This is a genomic window from Proteus sp. G2669, assembly GCF_009915245.1.
GTDB lineage: Bacteria > Pseudomonadota > Gammaproteobacteria > Enterobacterales > Enterobacteriaceae > Proteus.
Genome location: NZ_JAABLX010000048.1, coordinates 1 through 20,159 on the forward strand (window position 1 = coordinate 1; position 20,159 = coordinate 20,159).

Consider the following 20,159-nt stretch of genomic DNA (forward strand, 5'->3'; position numbering starts at 1 on the left):
CATCAGTTACTGGTGCCTAATAAACGGGCTTATCATCGAACAACCTTAAGCCATCATCGTTTTCATCGGCATCCAAATTTAATTAAGTCAGGGTTTATCCCCACACAACCAGAACAGCTTTGGGTGGCAGATATTACCTATTTATCGACGCATGAAGGTGATACTTATTTAAGTTTAATTACGGATGCGTATTCACGAAAAATCGTGGGATATCATTTAGATAACAATATGAAAACAAGTTCAGTGAAGAAATCGTTGGTTCAGGCGTTAAAAAAACGGACTTCGACAACTTCGTTAATCCATCATTCAGATCGAGGGATACAGTATTGTTCTTCGGAATATCAGAAGATACATAAAGAGCATAATATTCAATGTTCTATGACTGATGGGTATGATTGTTATCAAAATGCCTTAGCAGAACGAATTAATGGAATATTAAAAATGGAGTATCTACTGATAAAACCGAGTAATCTGGAACAAGCAAGAAAATTAGTAGAAGAATCAATTCAACTCTATAATGAAAAACGGCCACACTTATCGTTAAACTATAAAACGCCCGATGAAGTACATCGAGCGTTTTATGCCTGAAAAATTGTCAACCTATATCAGGACTAGTCATAGCTTCGTTATTCAGCGTTATATTTAATGTATTGGCACCAATTTTACCTTGCTCATTTATCAATCGACCAGCTTGAAGTTGACTATCTTCAGACGTGATTATTTTACCTGAATGATTATTCAGCTCATTCATTAAGGTAAGTAAAATATTTTTTTCAGCCTGTATAAGACCTTTGGAATTATCTAATTGACTTGCATTGATTTTATTCTGGGCAGTTGCAATTAATTTACCTTCAGTATTGATCAAATTTTGTTGTGTTGTTATAGCAAGATCATTATTTAATGTTCTGATTTCGCCTTGATTATTATTAATTATACTTGCTTTAAGCGTTAACTGATCCTGAGTCTGAATTTTGCCTTGTTGATTACTGAGTGTTTGTTTAACTGTAATAAAGGTTGTTTTATCACCTGTTTGCTTTAAGGTCGCATTATCATGATTCAGATTAGTTGCAGTAATAGTTATATTATCAGCCTGCGTTGTTGCTTTTTCTAAATCAAGCAGTTGACCTTGTAAAGATAAGTCGCCCGCTGATAATAATGTTCCCTCTCTTCCAGAAAGATGTTGGGCTTCTATAGCTAATAGCCCTTGTTTAGGTAAAGAAATAATACCTTGCTGGTTATTCAGTTCTGTTGCTTTTACTATTAATTGATTCCCTAGAGTTTGAATATTTCCTTTTTGGTTGTTTAGTATTTGGTTGTTAAACGTCAGCACACCTTGTGCATTAATTTCACCTTGTTGATTATTTAACTCATTTGCATTGAAAGATAATTCACGAGAGCCTGTTTGTGTAATTTTCCCCTTGGTATTACCAATCAATTGAGGTGCTGTAAGTGAAACTGTCTCACCTTTAATTTCACCGTGGCGATTTGAGATATAAGTACCCGCATCAAGCACTATATTTTCAGCATTAACCTGAGCTGAGTCAGAAGTTACATGGCCTTCTGTCGCTTTTACTTGCAGTGATTTACCTTGAGTATGACTATTTGAAAGATCAATACTCTTGGCATTAAAAGCAATATCACTACTACTTAAATGTTGACCCGCAGAATTTAATTCATCCTTTATATTTAATGTCAACGTTGCAGGTTTTGAGATATTACCTTTATTATCAACGCCAGCACCTAACTGACTTTTTTTCTCTGCCAAATAATTTTTAGCATCAATCTGAATATTTTCTTGTGCAAGAAATTTACCTACTTCCGTTTGAGAAACAGTTCCTTTTGCATCAACTTGAATATTATTTTTAGCTTGTAACGTACCACTATTTGCTAAATGGTTTTCAACAGTAACATTTAGGTTTTGCTTACCAACGATAGCCCCCTGATTGTTAAGGCTCGTTGTTTTTATATCTAATTCTGAATAAGATTGGATTTTACCACTATTAACTAACTGCCCATTTTCATTAAGAGTTAAACCACCAATATCAGCACCAATTTCTCCAGCATTACGTACACCTACACCATGTTCAGTACCAACAAGCTTTATTTTATTAGCATACATACCACCAACCAGTGCAACATCAATGGCATAGTCAGTTTGTTTTTCAGCTTTGTCATCCTGATTTACAATATTACCTTCGTTATCTAATATATTTTTCCCTGTGGTAATTTCTAATTTATTAGCTTGAAGACGTGAGTTTACTTCTACCGCTCGCGCTAAAATACGCGTGTAATCACTCGCTGTATCATTTAATCCATTTCCTGAAATAACAATTTTACCATTGTTAATTTCATATCCAGTAATTGCACCATCTTGCGTTAGTGCATTACCGGCAACTAATGTGGTATTTACTGCATTAATAAAGCCACAACCTTGGCAACTGATCCCTGCTGGATTCGCAATAATAATTTCAGCACGTTGACCTGCAACCTCAATAAAACCATTTAATTGGCTCGGATTTTGGCTATTAATTTCATTTAAAATAACTTTAGCTTCACCATTAACGAGCCAAGGGTTACCGGTTACCATGCCCGCTAATTGAGTTTGTGTATCTTGCAGACTGTTATTTAAAATTGCACCTTTATTATCAACATCAAACTGCGTAAATTGATTACGAGAAACGCCATGTTGATTCGGTTGTTGAATATTAACTTGAGCAAGCCCATTACTTGTCTGTAATACCGTTGCTTGTTGATTTTGAGGCGCATGTTGATCAGCAATAATTTGGCTCGCTTGTGCTGAAAAACTCACTAATCCCTGCATTAATAGTAAAATAAAGGCTACACTATTAAGTGATGTACGAATAGGCGATGAAATAATATTATTTCGTTTATTATTTTCACCACTTGATTTAGTTAATTCAGAAACGACAACCATTAACTGTCGAGTACGATTATAAATAACACGATAACATAATTTATTCATATGTAAGTTCCTTGTCAAAAAGACAATAAAATTTCACTTAATTATTATTTTTTATTTAATATTTGAGTTAATACTGTGTTTTAATAATTAAAGTTAATACTAAATCCTAAATTAACATGATCTGTTTTAAATCCATCTGGCTTAGATAATGGTGTGCCAATAAACGAATCATATTTTATTGTGGATGAAAATAACGAACCTTTTATACCCACAACACCACCTGCAAGATGTTTACCTAATAAGCGAGGATTATCCGTATTTGTTTTTAACTCACCATAGTCTGCACCAAGATAAATAAACTGTTCTGTTGCAGGATATCGCCAACTCAATGTATTTTGTAAAAACCAGCCTTCATTTGCGCTGAGCGTTCTTTCACCATCAAATCCACGAATAGTCCAACGATTACCAATTGCAAATTGGTCAATGGGGGTTAATGCATCGTGTGTCATTTGTTTACGATAGCTTGCTTGGTATTTAAATTGCTGTTGGCCAATAGATATTGGAATATCTAATTCAGCGCGCCACGTTAAAATATTCGCTTTATCTGTTGCATAGTAATTATCAAGATACTTTTCTTCGTAAGCCGCCATTGAACCAAACCAGCGAGTTCCTTTTTGGTAATTTATACTACCGTCCAAAGTCCCAAAGCTAAAATATTGACGATGCGAGAGATTCACTAGCCAATGACTCACTCGCCGGCGTTGTATTTCAATTTCGGTATTATCAATATAATTTCGTAATACTTTAGCTTGAACACTATAACGTAATGTTGTTTTACTATTTTGATTACGAAAGAGAATGTATGACACACCTGCATTAACACTATCACTTTCTCCTGAATAGAGAATATCTTTAATATGGCCTGCTACAGTTTGAGAGTAATCATATTTCGAGGCGTTAATATCGAATAACCAATAGCCAAAAGGCACTGAATAATGCGCCATAATATTTTGATTATTCTTACTACCAACAAAGTCTAAATCACGTTCTGTTGATAAATAAAACAAATCACTCAGCGCTAAAGGATTATCTAGTGCTAACATTAAACCACCTTGATAACGCCCTGTTGCAGGTGATCCGGCATCATTTATCCACAATGAAGTATGCCAGAAACGGGATTTTTTTCGCTTTATCACAATATCGCTTTCACCTGCATTTTCACCTGGCTTTATTTCCATTTCTGCACTAACAACCGGTAATCGTTGCAGATTTTCTAACCCTTGTTCAATATCTCGCAAATCGAGTAGTTGTTTTTTATGTGCAGGCATACTGGTATACAGCAAGGCGTATTTATCAGAGTCATCAGTAAACTTAACATGGCGAATAATGCCGGGAACTATTGTTAGATATAAAGTTCCACGACTAATATCTTGTTCAGGTACAACAATACGCGTGGTGATCCACCCATGCATTAATAACCGATTTTGCATACGAGTCACTAAAGCGTTTATTCCTTTCACCCCCAAACATTGTCCTATAAATTCAGTTTTAAAAAGGGGTAAATTAACCCAATGGGGAATAACTTCGGTATTTGTTATTTCAATGTGCTCTATTTGGAAGCAAAGCTTTTCTTCTGTTTTATTCTCTGTTTCTTCATATTTGCTAATATCAAAATATATATTAGGTATTTCAGGTGTTAATTGTTGGTAAAGTGCTTCTTGTTGACTTTGATTATGCTGTTGTTGCTGATTAAAGATTTCCGTCGCTTTTTCAGAAGCATCAGCTGAAGATATGGGAGTATTAAAGAGCGTAAAAAACACCCATAAATTTAAAAAGAGTATAATTTTTTTCATATTGTGCAATAAATAGAGTGTGTAATTTTAATTGTATTTAGGGTACATCTAATCTTTAACATTATTGATATTAAAATATATAAGGTAAATATCAAAAAATGAATAACAAATAAAATACCGTAACCTTGACAATGTAAAGATTAAAAAAATCAACTTATGTTAAACAATTAGCCTTATGTAATCACAAAAATTACTTAATAAATTAATTAATGTTAATCTCAATTAATTATAAAAATTAAAATAAATTTTACTTTAAATTAAATCATAGTCATTTATTTAGTTTAAATAACTTGAATTAAAATAATTTATTTATTATTGAAATATTTATTCAAGTTAAAATAAAACCTTAAATTAAATAAGTGGAAATAAAAATATCTTCCATAAAAAAAGTGGATACTAAGATCCACTTTTTTCTTTTTTTAATCACTCTATTTATCCACGGACAAAAATATTCACATCCACTTTTCCGCGATATTCACCTGCTTTTGTGCCCTCTGGTTTGCAAAGAGCCCATTTGATACCAAATATATCAGGTTGATTATTCCCCATATTGGTTCCTCTTAGCTCAATATCTGTATTATTGAACTTTAATAAGTTGTTATTATTTTCATCAGCACATTTTAAATTCGGTGTTGAAGTTTGCTTATAAGGCAATCCTATAACCCAAGGCTTTTTGTTAGATACAGTGCCATTAATAGGTGCTAAGACTAATTTATTTACATTACTTGGATCTAAGCTTCCCTCTTTAATCACCGCTGACATATTTACAGGGTTACCTGTACCGCCACAGGATAATGTAAATACAGAGTCTTTAATGACTTCATTTGTAAATGTCATATTTTCATTAATTTGTTGATTAGATACACCAGTAACAGCACAAGAACGTTTTACTGTTACATCTGCAATTACGTTAACTTGTGCAAAAAAATCACCATCACCAATCCGGCCAAAACTACCTACATAAAAAGGAGTGCCTTTATACGTTAACTTACCAGGCGTTAAATTAGCATCAATATAAACAGGAAATGAACTTGGTGTTGTGACACTAACAACTTTTGAACCGCCACCAGGAACTGTTGCTGTCGCATAATTATATGGCACAAAACATACATTAATATCAGATGATTCTTTATCAACAAGATTAGTGTTCACCTGAAAAAATTGTCCTGAATAAGCACTTTGATAATTAGAACTAAAACTAGATAAACTGACATTGAAGTTAAACTGTGGTGTTACATATACTGCAGTCCTTGAATTATTGGCATGCGTTAACTTCAGACCATATTTATTAGTTTGCCCAGGAACTTTAGAAACAAATGTAGCATTACATCTCGTTTTTGACTGACTTAATGAAATAATCGCATACTGAGTATCCCAAGAAGAGTTACTGCTATTATCATAAACAGGGCTCCCACGAAAACTACTAGTCCCAGTCAATGTACCATTTATATATTGAACTTGAGTGGGATTAATATTCATATCAATCACCCCAGTTAAGTTTAATGTCATCGCACCCATATCTGTTCCAGCTAAAACATTAAATGACGAAGTCATTAATACTGAAGTCAGTGATGCCATCATTAAATTACGCATTTTCATTGTTATGCATCCACCTATAAAATAAGGATTATTTTTTATTGGCAAGAAAGAGATAAAATTCTTATTGGTTGCTTGCTATTGACTTCAATATTACTTAAGCCACTATATGAAACGTTGCAACTTTGTTGATTTTTATTACCCCATTTCACTAACAGCTTGCCATTATCAGGAAGTCCACTCATATAAAGCTGACCATTTTCACCAACAATACCTGTATTCAAATCATTAGGATTATCAGCATCAATTAACGTAGCAATAGCGCCAAATGGGACAACACTTTTGTTCTGAGAAAGATTTAAAATAGCTTGGAAGCCAATCTTTGTTTTAAAGGTAACCTTAACAATAGCGCCTTTTGTCGGAACTACATTTTGAGATGTGGATTGTAGAGTCGTATTATCAGGCAATGTATTAACATTTAATGCGATTGTATTTTGGCGATATTCTGTAAGATATGGTGATAACGCATATCCTTGTCCATTTATCGCACCATTTCCTGAACTTAATTCAGTGCCTTTTGCTCCAGGTGCTTCAACAATGGCCATACTACTTCCCATACTTCTACCCAGCAATAAACCACCTGAATGTAAAAGCAAACCACCATTCATGCTGCCATTAACGTTATAATAGTCACTTGAATAATTATAATTTAGAGAGGATGTACCGTAGTTACCTGAATAATTAGCATATGCTGAGCCATTATTAGATTGGCCTTGGTTAGCCCAAGATTGAGAAACACCATAAGATAAGGAGTTATCAAATGCACTGCCAGATAAACCAACTTGCTGGTTAGTTCTTCCATTATTATCATGGTTTATCATGTAAGTGCTATTAAAATTACTGAGCGCAGGCGAATTACTAAATACACTAAATGGAACGCTCACATTAAAACTAATTTGCCTATTTTCAGGCCAGCTATCATCTGATTTTATTCTATCAATACTGTAATTAACGCCAAAGTTAATACCTTGGATATTGCCATTATAACCTGTCGTAAGTTGGGTAACATTCTTATCTTGTTCCCAATAATTATAACGGCTACCAGATAAATAAATACTACCGTACTTGCCTAATGATTGTGATAATGACGTTGTAAAACGACTTTTTTCTCGTTCACCTAACCACGGTGAAGTACCGTCTTTTAACCGATAATCTTCAGTATTAAATTGATTAAAATCGTAATAATCTTTAGTTGAAAAACGTAATGCCGTTAAGTCAACAGAGGTTCCTGTTGTGGTCATATTCTTAGAATAACGGAATCGATAAGATTGCCCATTTTGGGAGCCTATTGTATTAAAATCAGCATGAGCATGTGTGATATCTGTAGACAGAGCACCCCAATTACCTAATGAAATTCCTATCCCAGAAGAAATAGCGTAATAATCTTTCGCACCTAATAACCCACCATAAAGAGTGACATCATGAGGTAAACCATAAATACCACTGGCAAGCAGAAAATCTGCTTTTTTAGAACCAACCGTTGTGCCGCCATCAAATCGCCCAGTACTAATTTCATATTTCCAACCCCTCGGTCTTAACATTACGGGTAATGATGAAAAAGCAACTGTAAATGTCCTTTCTGAACCATCTTCTTCTTTCACTGTGACATCCAAGTTCCCTCCTGAGCCACTCGCGTAAAGATCTGTTATTTTAAATGCGCCGGGTGCAACATAAGTTTGATAAATGACATTCCCATTTTGTCGGATAGTAATTTGGGCATTAGATTGAGCAATCCCACTCACATCTGGAGCAAAACCTTGTTGACTCGCTGGCAACATCTGTTCGTTAGAAACTAAACGCATACCTTTCATTGGTATACTATCAAAGACATCATTTCCGGTTGTAGTTTCACCAATAATAAATTCCGAGCGTAAAGAATAAAGATTACGAGAAAGATATGTATTAGAAAATTTATTACTATTATTACTTTGAGTCTCTACATTATTTGAATTTCGGGTATAAGTCTGTGTCATTGTCGAACGTAAACGCCAATCATAAAGATTAAAACCAGCTCTTAGTTGAGCAAAGAAATTATCATTTTTTTGTTTTCCATTATTATTAACTTTATCAAAATGGCTATCGTTAGAAGAATGTCCTCCACTAAACATATAATTGATAAACATGGCAGAAACACCACTATCAAAAGAAGCTGGATCAATATAGCCAACGGCATCATTGGACATAACAATTTGAGGAAAACTAGTGATTAGTTTTAATTCTGATAAATTTACTTTTATTAATGCGTCAGGAATATATTCATTAATATCATAAATCACTTGATCGCTTTTTAACATGTTTAACTTAGGTATTACTTTAGTATTAACACCTAATTCATCTAATAACTCTCTGGTTATTTCAGGCACCACTTTATTATTAGGCCCTTTTACCAAATTAATGATGAACTCACCATTGTTATTATTATTGACATAAACTAATAAAGATATTTTACCTTCAGGTAATGCATCTTTTTGTGAAAATTGGCTTAAATCAATTTCATTTGCAGATGCACCTAATTGTCCATCAAGTAAAGCGGGATCAAAATAATCCTCTGCAAAAGAATTAAATGAGAACAAAATAAGTGATGTAAAAAAACTGTATCTAAACATTGCCATTGATTTATTCATTTTTACACTCTTAATATTTAGCTTTATAAAAACATATATTTTTATAAATTTATTAATTTACTGTTTTCATTTTTTCATCTAATGGGAACATAAACTCATCTAATACTTGCCAATGAATAGATGTAATATTTTTTTCATTCAAAAATAAGTATTCTTGCGTACCAAATGGAGGTACATTTTTCGATAACTCTTGCAGTTCAATCTCTTTTCCATTTATCTTTATTGTGTTAAAAGCTAAATAAATAGGTGAGTCATTTTTAGCTATTATTTTATTACCATCAATTGAAAATGATAATTTTTTTTCTGCATCTTTTATTTTTATACCTTCAAGAGATTTTGGCCGATAATAGACTTTAAAGTTTAATGCTCTAATAAAGTTCATCTGCACATTTGGAGTTTCTTCAGATGTGGATGGTATTAATCTGAATTGAGAAATATAAACACTCTCTCTATCTGTTGGTAATACACTTTCTGAACCAGTAAACTTAATTACCCACTCATAGTATTCTTCAGGTTCTATTTTTTGTAACAGAGGAGTTAAAATAAAAGGAGGATTCTCTTTTCTATCAATTAATTGTAAACCCGTAGATTCATCTAACCATCTCATACTAGCTTGAACGAGATACGCTTTTTTTTCATTATTTCTTAAGCCGATAGAAATACTTTTACTACCTTCATTATATGTCATTCTTTGTAATGAAAATTCAAATGCATTATTAGCAGACCATGCCAATTGGCAATAAAAAAAACCTAATATCAAAGTAATAATAGAAAAAACACGACTATTTAAAACGTTCATATCATTAGTCCTTATATTCGAATTCTTTTGATAACTCACCATAGTCGTTAATTACATGCCAACTAGCTTCTTTTATTGATACCTCTACCAATTCAGTTTTACTATAAGGTGCTAACAAGAAAGTTTTATTATATTTTTCATTATTAACTTTTATTGATGTTAATGTCATATAATATTGAGTTGGGTTATCTAAAAACCATTTTCCTTCCTGTTCTTTAATAAAGATTTTTTTGTAATCTTGTTCTGAAGGCCTTGCTATATTTTCAGGTCGATAAATTACTTTAATCACAAAATTAGTTATTAATACTAATTTTGATTCCTGTGATTCACTTTCATTAGGCCGTTTAGTAGAGGGTATAATTTTTGTATTCAAATAAAAGAGTGATTCTTTGTCATTAGGTAAATATTGAGTATCTTTTAATAAAATACGTAAAGATGATACGCTCTTTTTTTCTAAACGAAATACAGGAGGAGTAACGATAAAATTAGATGACAAATTTCCATCAATTTTTTCAGTAACGCCAGCTTGTATTAAATAAGGTTGATTATCATCATTAGAAATATATACACTTTCACTTGAACTACCTTCAGAAAAAATAACGCGTGTTTTGCCTAAACTAACCCCTTGAGCGTTAGCATTAAAATAACTAAAAGCTAATATTAAAATAATGGAAACTTTTATAATAAATTTATTCATATAATATCTTAATCAACGATATACGAAAAAGTTAGCGTTGCTGAAAACTCTCCAGGTTCGGGATCACAAACTGTGGGATCTTTGCATTTGACATAGGTATAAAGTGTTTTTTCTAATTTATCTTTACTTATGTTATTCCAAACCGTATCTTCAGATTTAAAAAAATCCGCATTAGCATTAGATTGAGCAACATTATTTTTACTAGATACTCTGATACCAAAACTTTTATTGAGATCATCATTAAAAGTAATCGTATTTAAAGTGCTTTTTGCCTTCATCGTCACATAAGTATCAAAAAAGTCATTCGTTTTACAATCACTCAGCAATACCTTTATCGGAATAGGTTCTATAAGATTATTTTTAATTTTATTCGACTGAATACTGCCAAAATCAACTTCATTGTTACTTGTTCCTGAAACTGAGAGCTTGCAGGTCTGTTTATCAATGGTCACTTTAAAGTCAAATTCAATACTTTGAGCACTAAAACTAATAAATAGTGCTGGTGTAATAAATAAACTTAACAAACTCCTTTTCAATAGAAATATATTCATATTTACTTTCTCAAGGTTGTATAAGTGTTAATGCTAATATTGCTTTTAGCGTACCGGGATTAACCGCTGAACTGTCTTTCTTAACGAGCTCGACTTCAAAATCTTTATTTTTATTACCATTTCCAGTTGTAATATAAACAGAACTTGTTCCAGCATTAAAATTAACTAAAGAACAATGCTCACCTTTACAATCGTATAGAGCAAAACTCGCATTAGTTGGATTATTCACCGGCGATATTTTGTTATTTGCAATTTGTGTTCCTGATCCCGCTTTTATAATAACTTCCATATCAGGAGTTTCATCAACATAATCTTGGCAAAGATAATTAACTGAAAAAGGTATTTTGTTTTCCTTTTTTACACCTATTTCATCAACATTTTGCATTAATGTTGATTGAGAAAATTTCACCGCTTGGTCTGATAAAGTAAAAGCACACGTTCCTTTTGTTACTGAGCCTTTTACTATTACAACCGCAGAGTCATCAACAGCACTATATCCATAAAAAGAGATACAAGTTAATAATGCGCCCAATACAATTGGTTTAAAATGTGGCTTTATGTTCATTAAATCCACCTAAATCATCTATTGTACGCCATTGAACACTTCCTTTAGTTACACCTGTAGGTAAGGCATACTTTATCGAACTATAAGGCGCGATCATGGCATTGTTATTGGCTAAACTAACATCTAACTTTATATTGTTGACAGAGAACCCAGCAAAATTGATGTAATAAGGGGAATTATTGACTACTTTTAATTGTTTTCCTTCCACACTAAATCCTAATTTCTTTTGCGCATCCTCTGATGTCATCGGTAAGTTTTTAGGTCGGTAGAAAAGCTTTATGACATTATCAAATCCAACACTTAAGCCCGCTGTGTCAGAATTATTGTTTTGTCCAGGGATCATCTTTGCATGAAAATAAAAAATACTTTCTCTATCTTTCGGTAAAGAATTACTCATGGCATAAATTTTTACTTCATGTCTTGATAAATTATTAATTCTAAAAAGAGGTGGAGTGACTTGAAATACAATTGGGTTTTCATCAGAGGAAATATAGGCTTGTACCAAATAATTTATTTTTGGTTCTTCATTACGAACGATAACACCTACACTATTCTCACCTTCAGGATAAATAATTCGTGTAGCGTTTAAACCCACACCTTTGGAATAAGCAAGTGGTGATATAATCATTAGTAAAATAACAAAAAATTTTCTTATTCTATTTGTATTTTTAATCATTATATTTCTTCTTTAATGAGAGGCTCTATTAGATAGAGCCTCTAAAAATTAAGTAATATTAGTTATAAGCAACAGTAAAAGTAACTGGTACTTTTAATTCATCACTTGTTACTGCACCATTTGTTAAATACAGACCAGCAGTCATCGGAATACGACCAGTACCGTCTTTAATGATCTCTTGTCCTAATACCAGACCTGTTTCAACATTTGGTTTAACTAAAGTATTACTTGCTGTTGCTAACAATTTTACAGCTAAAGAAGCTGCTGTTGCGTTAGCAAACATTTCAGAATCAAAGTTTGATTTATTACCACGAGCATAAAGATTGATTGTTCCATCAGCTGCTAATGCTGCTGTACAATTAGAAAGCTCTAAATTAAACGTCTTGTTATCTCCTAATTGATCACCGACGTTTTTGCCAGTCACTTCATCACTTGTGAAGGTACCCCAATCAATTCTAGAACCTTCTGTTGTTGAAGAAACATCACAACTTGCGGCACGAATTAATGCTTCGAATGACACAGTTGTACCCTGTGTTGCAGCAAAAGCATTACCTGCAACCATAAATCCAGACAACACGATAAACGGAGCAACTTTCTTAATTAAAGACATATTGTTACCTTTCGTTTTTTAAATAAATCGCCTATTGGAATTAGTATTATTTCTTAATCATCTTAATTAGATGTGAATTAAGAAAATATATTTTCTAATCCTAATTAAAGAGTAGCACAGCAATCAAAGTTTACTCATAAAGTGAGTTAAAATTGCATAATGATAATTATTTAAAACACTTTATTTATAAAGTGTTTTCTTTATTTTTAGAATATTTAACTAATCTTTAATTGATTATCAATATAATACTCAAAAAATAAAAACATATATTTTTTTATATATAAAGTTTGTTTTTCATATATATAGACATATTTAAACTAATATGAAAAATTATTTAATTTAATTAAAATAGGTAAATGCACTTAATTATAAATACTTAAGAATAAACTCAGTTTCCACATAAAATTATTTTTAATTTTTTTATTTGAATAGGTAAATTCACTTAATTTTATTGTATATAAATCAATTAATTGGTTATTTATTATCCTGTTTAATTCTAATACTGTTTATTCAATACAAAAAAATGGCCTCATTTCTGAGGCCATTTTATTTATCATTATGACAATTCTTAGAATATTACTTTTCTGGCATCTGCGGCATTGGACGACGGAAACGACGCGTGATCCACACCATATAAAGTATGCCAATAGCGCCCCAAACAAGGCCTAATTCCATAGAACCAGGTTCAAGGTTTATCCACAAGACACCCATTGTCGCTGCACCAATAATAGGTAATATCAGGTAATTAATGTGATCCATTATTCCTTTATTACGGCGCTCACGAATATAGAACTGTGAAATTACAGACAAGTTCACGAAAGTAAACGCAACCAACGCACCAAAGTTAATTAATGCCGTTGCAGTTACTAAATCGAAGAACACTGCGCCTAAGGCTAAGAAACCCACTAATAATACGTTAAATGCAGGAGTACGCCATTTAGGGTGTACATAGCCAAAAGTCTTCTCTGGGAATACCCCATCACGTCCCATTACATAAAGTAAACGAGCAACACCAGCATGAGCCGCCATACCAGACGCTAATACTGTTACGCAAGAGAACACTAAAATAATGGACTGGAATAAAGCACCTGCAACATACAGCATTATTTCTGGTTGTGATTCTTCTGGATTTTTGAATCGTGAAATATCTGGGAAATACAGTTGTAAAAAGTAAGAAACCGCAATAAAGATAATCCCACCAATCAGCGCTGTTAAGAAAATCGCTTTAGGGATAACTTTACCTGCATTTGGCGTCTCTTCTGACAATGTACTGATACCGTCAAAACCTAAGAATGAGAAACAGAGTATTGTTGCTCCGGTTATCATAGGTATGACTTGCGCATCAACAGACGCAAATGGTCTAAAGGTCCATAACTCCCCTGCACCTTCTCCATTATATACGCCGTGAATAAGTAACCCTACAAACACAACCATTACTGCAACTTGCACAATAACAATTGCTGTATTTAAGTTAGCAACAACGTTAATACCACGTAGGTTAAAGAACGTCATTAAGGCCACTAAACCAAATACAAAGATCCACGGTTCAACGCCCGGGAATATTGCTTGTAAATAGATTTTCGCCAATAAAATGTTGATCATTGGCATAAATAAATAGTCGAGTAAAGATGACCAACCCACCATAAAGCCTACATAAGGACTCATGGATTTCTGAGCATAAGTATACGCCGAGCCAGCTGATGGAAAACGTTTAACTAATTTTCCATAACTTACTGCGGTGAATAAAATTGCAATTAAAGCAATTGCATACGATGTTGCTACGTGACCATTGGTAATGCCAGAAACGATACCAAATGTATCGAAAATAGTCATAGGCTGTAAAAAAGCAAGCCCCATCATGACTACCTGCATTAGTGTCAAGGTTTTACGTAGTTGAACTCGATTGTTAGCACCTGTTTGGTTAGTGCCGATAGAGGAGATGACGTTATCTGACATTCGCGAACCCTCCCATAACTTCGGTTTGAGTATTCAATAAACTCAACCGACAGTTACTGGGAAGACTTCGCATCTGCCTATAAACAGAATAGAATGAAGTTTTTAAGGATGTGTATGTGTTCAGGAGACGCCGTGCTCCGTAGTCATCATTACCGCAGGTGCCGTTTGGCCCGACTGCGAAAGAGAATAATTGTACCATATTAGCATTCCTCTATCATGACAACCCTTTCTCTAAGGGGCTGGCTGCTAATCAAATTATGTTATCTATTCAGACTCAAATGAATCTGACCTCTTGGTGTAGTAATAAGTAAAAATGCAAAAAAAAACCGATGCACTTTAAACGCATCAGTCATATTTTTAGTGGGCGCATTTTGCACGTCTCAGACTTAAATAGCAATACATTTTCATCAAAAAGCCCTCTTTTTTTACGATCTTTTCAATTCGCAAACTAAGTCAACATATAACGCCACATTTAATTAACAATTATTGTGATTTTATCACAAACACTAAGATATAAACATTTAGGAAGATAGAATTACAATTAAAAAAACAACCCATCAACTAATTGATAAATAAAGACTAATAGATAATTTAGAATTACTATCAATATCAAACCATCAAAATAAAGCATTTAAAATACATTAATAAGATTAATGCTATATTTTTGTTAAAATCCATTTCTATTTTTCAAAAAAACATTTTTTTAATAAAAAACACCTATTTTTTATAGGTCTATTTCGCACAATAAAAATGTAATTAAACAAATTAAGGAAAAAACGATAAATAATACGTAGAAATAACAATCTAGTAGTCAGAATAAAGCGATTGATAAGATGATTTATAAGCTAAATATAAACCTCAATATTTAAATTTTCCAGTATTAATTTTGAACAAATAAAAAGAAATGAATCATAAAAAAAGACTCCACAAGTGGAGTCTTAATGACACAAACCGAGGGTAATTAATTAGAAGTTGTAGTTCAAACCAATATTGTAACGACGACCTTCTAAGGTTGAACCAAAGTTATCACGTTCAATACGACGGTCAAATACGTTATAAACACCACCAATTACATTTAATTGTTTGGTTAAGCTGTAGCTAGTACCAACATCAACAAATGCATAAGATGGTGTACCATTTGCCATACTGGTGCGTGATAAATAATCCGATGTTTTACCACGGAAGTTAATACGCGCCCATGTTTCCATTTCTGGTGTGGTTTCCCAATTTAGGGTCGCATTAGCCATATGGCGAGGCTGTTTATTTAAAGGCTTACCTTTAAAATCACCGCTTTTTTGCTCAGTATCTGTAAAGGTATAGTTAGCAGCAATATTCCATTCTGGTGAAATAATCCAGTTTCCCGTAACCTCAACACCACGCATATTGGCTTTACCAACGTTTATTCTATCACTAACAAAATCGTATTCTTTGCCGTTACTTAAACCATCTTCAGGTCTATTACAGTCACGTAAATTGACATTCTTTTTATTGCCATTTTTATCTACTGTGCTATCACAACGACGGACTTCTGTGATCTTATCTTTAAATTCAGTATTATAAACAGTTACACTTGCAGATAAATTTTCTCTATTATCCCAGATCAGACTGATTTCTTCCGTAACTGATTTTTCTGGTTTCAAATCTGGGTTACCATAAATCACCCCATTACCATTACGACCACCCGTTGCTTGTCCCCAAGTTTTCGTTGCTTGGCGTAAATCAGGTGAACGATAACCGGTAGAGACTCCACCTTTTAACGTCCATTCATCAGCCATATGCCATACGCCATAAACTCGTGGTGTCCAGTGAGTACCGTAGTTTTCGTCTTTATCCATACGTAGACCGCCAGTTAAAGCGAAATCGTTGGTCATTGCCCATTCATTTTCAGCAAATAGTGCCCAACTATAGCGATCTAATTTATTACCACCATCTATCTTATTACCATCATCTTTAAGTTCTTCATAGCGGTATTGCCCCCCTACACTTAAAGTATGATCCCCTAAAGCAAAGACAGTTTGGTTACGCACAACTGTATCGTCATAATCCATTTTGCGAGATGGATTTCGGTTTTCATCACGCTGAACATAAGTATTCATGGTACCAAAATCATAAACACCATCATGAGTTAATGCATAATGGGTTAATTCGTACTTAGAAAAACCATCAGCAGTATCAGAATAACCTTTGCGGTAATCACGATGCTGATTATCTTTTTTAAATTCAAAATCAATCGTATTTTGCTCATCTGGTGTCCAACTTAATGTACCACCACCACTTGACATAATTTGGCGATTATAACCATCAACGCGTTTATCTTCACCACGATGTGAATATTGGCCTTGAACTTTTAAACCTAAAAGATTTTCAACTAATGGTCCTGCAGCATAGAAACTGCCTTGTCCCGTATTACCTTCGTTTTTACGTTCAGTTAATGTGGTATCTGCACGTAAGCTAAAGTTCCACTCTTTTTGCGCTTTACGAGTGATAATATTGATAACCCCACCCATTGCATCTGAACCATATAAAGAAGACATTGAGCCACGTACAATTTCAATACGTTCAATGGCAGGTAAAGGCGGTAACCAACCTTGTTCAATACCCGAGTTATCACTATTAGGACGCGTTTCACGCGAGGCAATACGCTTACCATCAACCAAGATCATGGTATATTTTGCATCCATACCACGAATACTGATATCAGAACTACTTCCACCGCCTGTCACTAATACGCCAGGAACATCTTTTAGCGCATCAGTTACATCACGATAAGACTTAGTTTCTAATTGTTCACGAGTAACAACAGAAACCGATGCAGGCGCATCTTCAACGGTTTGTTTAAACCCAGAAGCAGTTGTAACAAGTAGTTTTTCTACATTTTCAGCTGTTGCAGTCATAACAAAACTAGATGCAATTGCAGCAACAACACTAAGCGCGATTTTATTTTTATTTAACACTACCATTCCCGATTCTCCAAGAATATATATTCTTTACGTTTTATATAGATGGACAGATCGACAATTGCTCAGAAATTAGGGTAATAATTTAATTACCCTTGGTTATTTTAATATTATTTTTATATCCCTATTTACTGCATCCCTATATTTATTTCTTTTCTCTTTTGCTTCTCTATATTTTATCCACTAAACCATCAATAATAATTTGAGGTATTCCTTGTGAACAATATTCCAATCTACCTTGAACACCGTAAACATCAGCAAGGCTTTGTGCTGTAATAACTTTATCTGGCGCACCTTGCGCAATTAATTGCCCTTGTTTTAACATTAATACATGTTCGCCATGTCGTAAGGCGATATTAATATCGTGGACAACAACAACAGTAATAATATTTCTACGGTGTGTCTCTTTAGCGACTAAATCCATTACATGATATTGGTAATTAAGATCTAATGCGCTCAACGGCTCGTCCAATAATAATAAAGAGGGTTGTCTAATCAATGATTGGGCAAGCCCAACTAATTGTTTTTGGCCACCCGACAACTCATCTAAATAACGTAACGCTAAATGCTCAATACCTAATTGACGTAATAGGTGCATTACCTGAGCTTCACTATGTTCATTATGTAATCCACCGGAAGCACGCTGCGCCACAATAATGGATTCTAAAACATGTAAATGAACACCCGCAGGCAATGTTTGTGGTAAATAGACGACATTTTGAGCTCGTTGTGCGAAATTCATCGAAGCTAGATCATTTCCATCTAAACTGACAACACCTGATGATTTATTTAATCCAGCTAATGCTCTTAATAATGTTGATTTTCCACTCCCATTTGGCCCCAATAGTACGGTAACCTTTCCTTTAGGTAATGGCTCAACATCAAGTGCCTTAATGATGAGGTGTTTAGCATAGCCAGCGCTAAAATCTTGAATTTTTAATCCTTCAATCATTAGATATTCCCTCTATGACGTAAAATCATGCTGAGGAAAAATGGCACACCCACCAGCGATGTCACGATACCAACAGGAATAATAACACCAGGTATTAAATTTTTAGATGCAATCGACGCCAATGATAAAACTAAAGCACCGATTAATGCGCTTGCTGGTAAATAGAAACGATGATCTTCACCAAACATCATACGGGCAATATGAGGTGCAACTAACCCAATAAAAGCAATAGGTCCAACAAAAGCAACAGCCAGTGCCGTTAAAATACTGATCCGTAACAATGAGCCTAATCTTAAGCGTTTTACATCAATACCAAAGCTAATCGCCCTGTCTTCACCTAATCGCAATGCAGTTAGTTTCCATGAACTTAGCCATGAAATCACCATAATGACAGCAAAAGCACCAGCCATAACACCAAGTTTTACCCATGTTGCACGCGCTAAACTTCCCATTGTCCAGAAAACAAGTCCTTGAAGAGTGTCTTCTGTCGCAATAAATTGCATCATTGAAACCAATGCGTTGAAAGTAAACACCATGGCAATACCAAAAAGTACAACACCAGATGTCGGAACACGAGTCCAACGTGTAATTCCATCCAATAACAAGGCTGATAACAACGCAAAAAGAAATGCATTGGCTGAAATAAACCATTGATCAGGAATTCCGGGAATACCAATACCGAGCACAATAGCTAATGCCGCACCAAATGATGCCGCATTTGATAAACCTAATGTAAATGGGCTTGCTAAAGGGTTATTTAAAATAGTCTGCATTTCTGCACCAGCTAACCCTAACGACATACCTACCACCACCGCCATTAAGGCATAAGGTAAGCGAATATCCCATACAATCACTCTTGAACCTGCATCAACAAGCTCAGGCTGAAACAGTGTTGTTAATAATTTATCTAGCGATAAACCTGAAGGCCCCATGGTGAAATCTAACACCACCGAACCACAAATAATTAAAACAATCACACCTAACCATAACATGCGCTTACTCATCATTTTCCGATAATGTACTTTTACATTATCGGATGTGCTTTTTGCTTGTTCTTCTGCGGTAAGTCGCTCTGACATAATGCTCATATCAATTGTTGTACCTAGTCTTTTTTTACGTTCTTCTGCTCTTACCTGCGTTTACGTTGGCAAAAGCATACCGTACAACTCATCAGATGCTTTTTATTGCTATGAAGCAAATTATCAATCTGGGACAATTTATCTAACAAAGAAATGAGTCGCTAAATTATTATACGGTGAAACATATTCGCTGTGTAAATTATTACAATGCGATAGGCTATTGATCTGTAATACTGAGAGATAAGAGGACTAATTATTATCAGGCTCATTACATTTAGCATAATATTCACAATCAATAGCGCTGTTATTTTATTAGTTCAC

Annotated in this window: 15 protein-coding genes; 1 reads left to right on the plus strand and 14 read right to left on the minus strand. The window is 33.9% G+C overall.

The features are described from left to right. On the plus strand, positions 1-588 hold a 588-nt coding region (locus GWI68_RS13465; RefSeq protein WP_166539075.1), incomplete at its 5' end, for an IS3 family transposase. 7 nt (positions 589-595) lie between these two features. On the opposite strand, the gene GWI68_RS13470 is transcribed toward GWI68_RS13465, so the two are convergent. The 14 genes from GWI68_RS13470 to GWI68_RS13540 all read right to left on the minus strand — a co-directional run bounded on the left by GWI68_RS13470 (position 596) and on the right by GWI68_RS13540 (position 19,847). Then, positions 596-2,983: a filamentous hemagglutinin N-terminal domain-containing protein gene (locus tag GWI68_RS13470; RefSeq protein ID WP_166540621.1), complete on the minus strand. Its 2,388-nt coding sequence runs from the start codon at positions 2,981-2,983 to the stop codon at positions 596-598. Between the two features lie 80 nt (positions 2,984-3,063). After that, a complete protein-coding gene (locus GWI68_RS13475; protein WP_166540622.1) occupies positions 3,064-4,776 on the minus strand; it encodes a ShlB/FhaC/HecB family hemolysin secretion/activation protein in 1,713 nt (570 codons plus the stop codon). A gap of 432 nt (positions 4,777-5,208) precedes the next feature. Beyond that, on the minus strand, positions 5,209-6,375 hold the full coding sequence (locus GWI68_RS13480) for a hypothetical protein (protein WP_166540623.1): 1,167 nt from the start codon (positions 6,373-6,375) through the stop codon (positions 5,209-5,211). A gap of 35 nt (positions 6,376-6,410) precedes the next feature. Beyond that, entirely contained in the window at positions 6,411-8,996 is a 2,586-nt protein-coding gene (locus GWI68_RS13485) for a fimbria/pilus outer membrane usher protein (protein WP_243733388.1), read from the minus strand. Between the two features lie 52 nt (positions 8,997-9,048). Continuing rightward, a complete protein-coding gene (locus GWI68_RS13490) occupies positions 9,049-9,795 on the minus strand; it encodes a molecular chaperone (protein ID WP_166540624.1) in 747 nt (248 codons plus the stop codon). Positions 9,796-9,799: 4 nt separating this feature from the next. After that, complete coding sequence (locus tag GWI68_RS13495; protein WP_166540625.1) at positions 9,800-10,492, minus strand: molecular chaperone; 693 nt, start codon at positions 10,490-10,492, stop codon at positions 9,800-9,802. Between the two features lie 8 nt (positions 10,493-10,500). After that, a complete protein-coding gene (locus tag GWI68_RS13500) occupies positions 10,501-11,043 on the minus strand; it encodes a fimbrial protein (RefSeq protein WP_166540626.1) in 543 nt (180 codons plus the stop codon). Positions 11,044-11,053: 10 nt separating this feature from the next. Then, the gene (locus tag GWI68_RS13505; protein ID WP_166540627.1) at positions 11,054-11,608 is read right to left on the minus strand and encodes a fimbrial protein; all 555 of its coding nucleotides are present in this window, start codon (positions 11,606-11,608) and stop codon (positions 11,054-11,056) included. Continuing rightward, positions 11,586-12,284, minus strand: a complete 699-nt coding sequence (locus tag GWI68_RS13510; protein WP_166540628.1) for a molecular chaperone — start codon at positions 12,282-12,284, stop codon at positions 11,586-11,588. Before GWI68_RS13510 ends, GWI68_RS13505 begins: the two co-directional genes overlap by 23 nt. A 58-nt stretch (positions 12,285-12,342) precedes the next feature. Then, positions 12,343-12,894, minus strand: a complete 552-nt coding sequence (locus GWI68_RS13515) for a type 1 fimbrial protein (protein ID WP_109408894.1) — start codon at positions 12,892-12,894, stop codon at positions 12,343-12,345. Positions 12,895-13,470: 576 nt separating this feature from the next. Then, complete coding sequence (locus GWI68_RS13520; protein ID WP_166540629.1) at positions 13,471-14,850, minus strand: APC family permease; 1,380 nt, start codon at positions 14,848-14,850, stop codon at positions 13,471-13,473. 965 nt (positions 14,851-15,815) lie between these two features. Then, positions 15,816-17,810, minus strand: a complete 1,995-nt coding sequence (locus GWI68_RS13530) for a ligand-gated channel protein (RefSeq protein WP_166540630.1) — start codon at positions 17,808-17,810, stop codon at positions 15,816-15,818. Between the two features lie 166 nt (positions 17,811-17,976). Further along, the gene (locus GWI68_RS13535) at positions 17,977-18,759 is read right to left on the minus strand and encodes an ABC transporter ATP-binding protein (RefSeq protein ID WP_166540631.1); all 783 of its coding nucleotides are present in this window, start codon (positions 18,757-18,759) and stop codon (positions 17,977-17,979) included. Next, the gene (locus tag GWI68_RS13540; RefSeq protein WP_166540632.1) at positions 18,759-19,847 is read right to left on the minus strand and encodes an iron ABC transporter permease; all 1,089 of its coding nucleotides are present in this window, start codon (positions 19,845-19,847) and stop codon (positions 18,759-18,761) included. The genes GWI68_RS13535 and GWI68_RS13540 overlap by 1 nt, the downstream gene beginning before the upstream one ends. Positions 19,848-20,159: the final 312 nt, after the last annotated feature.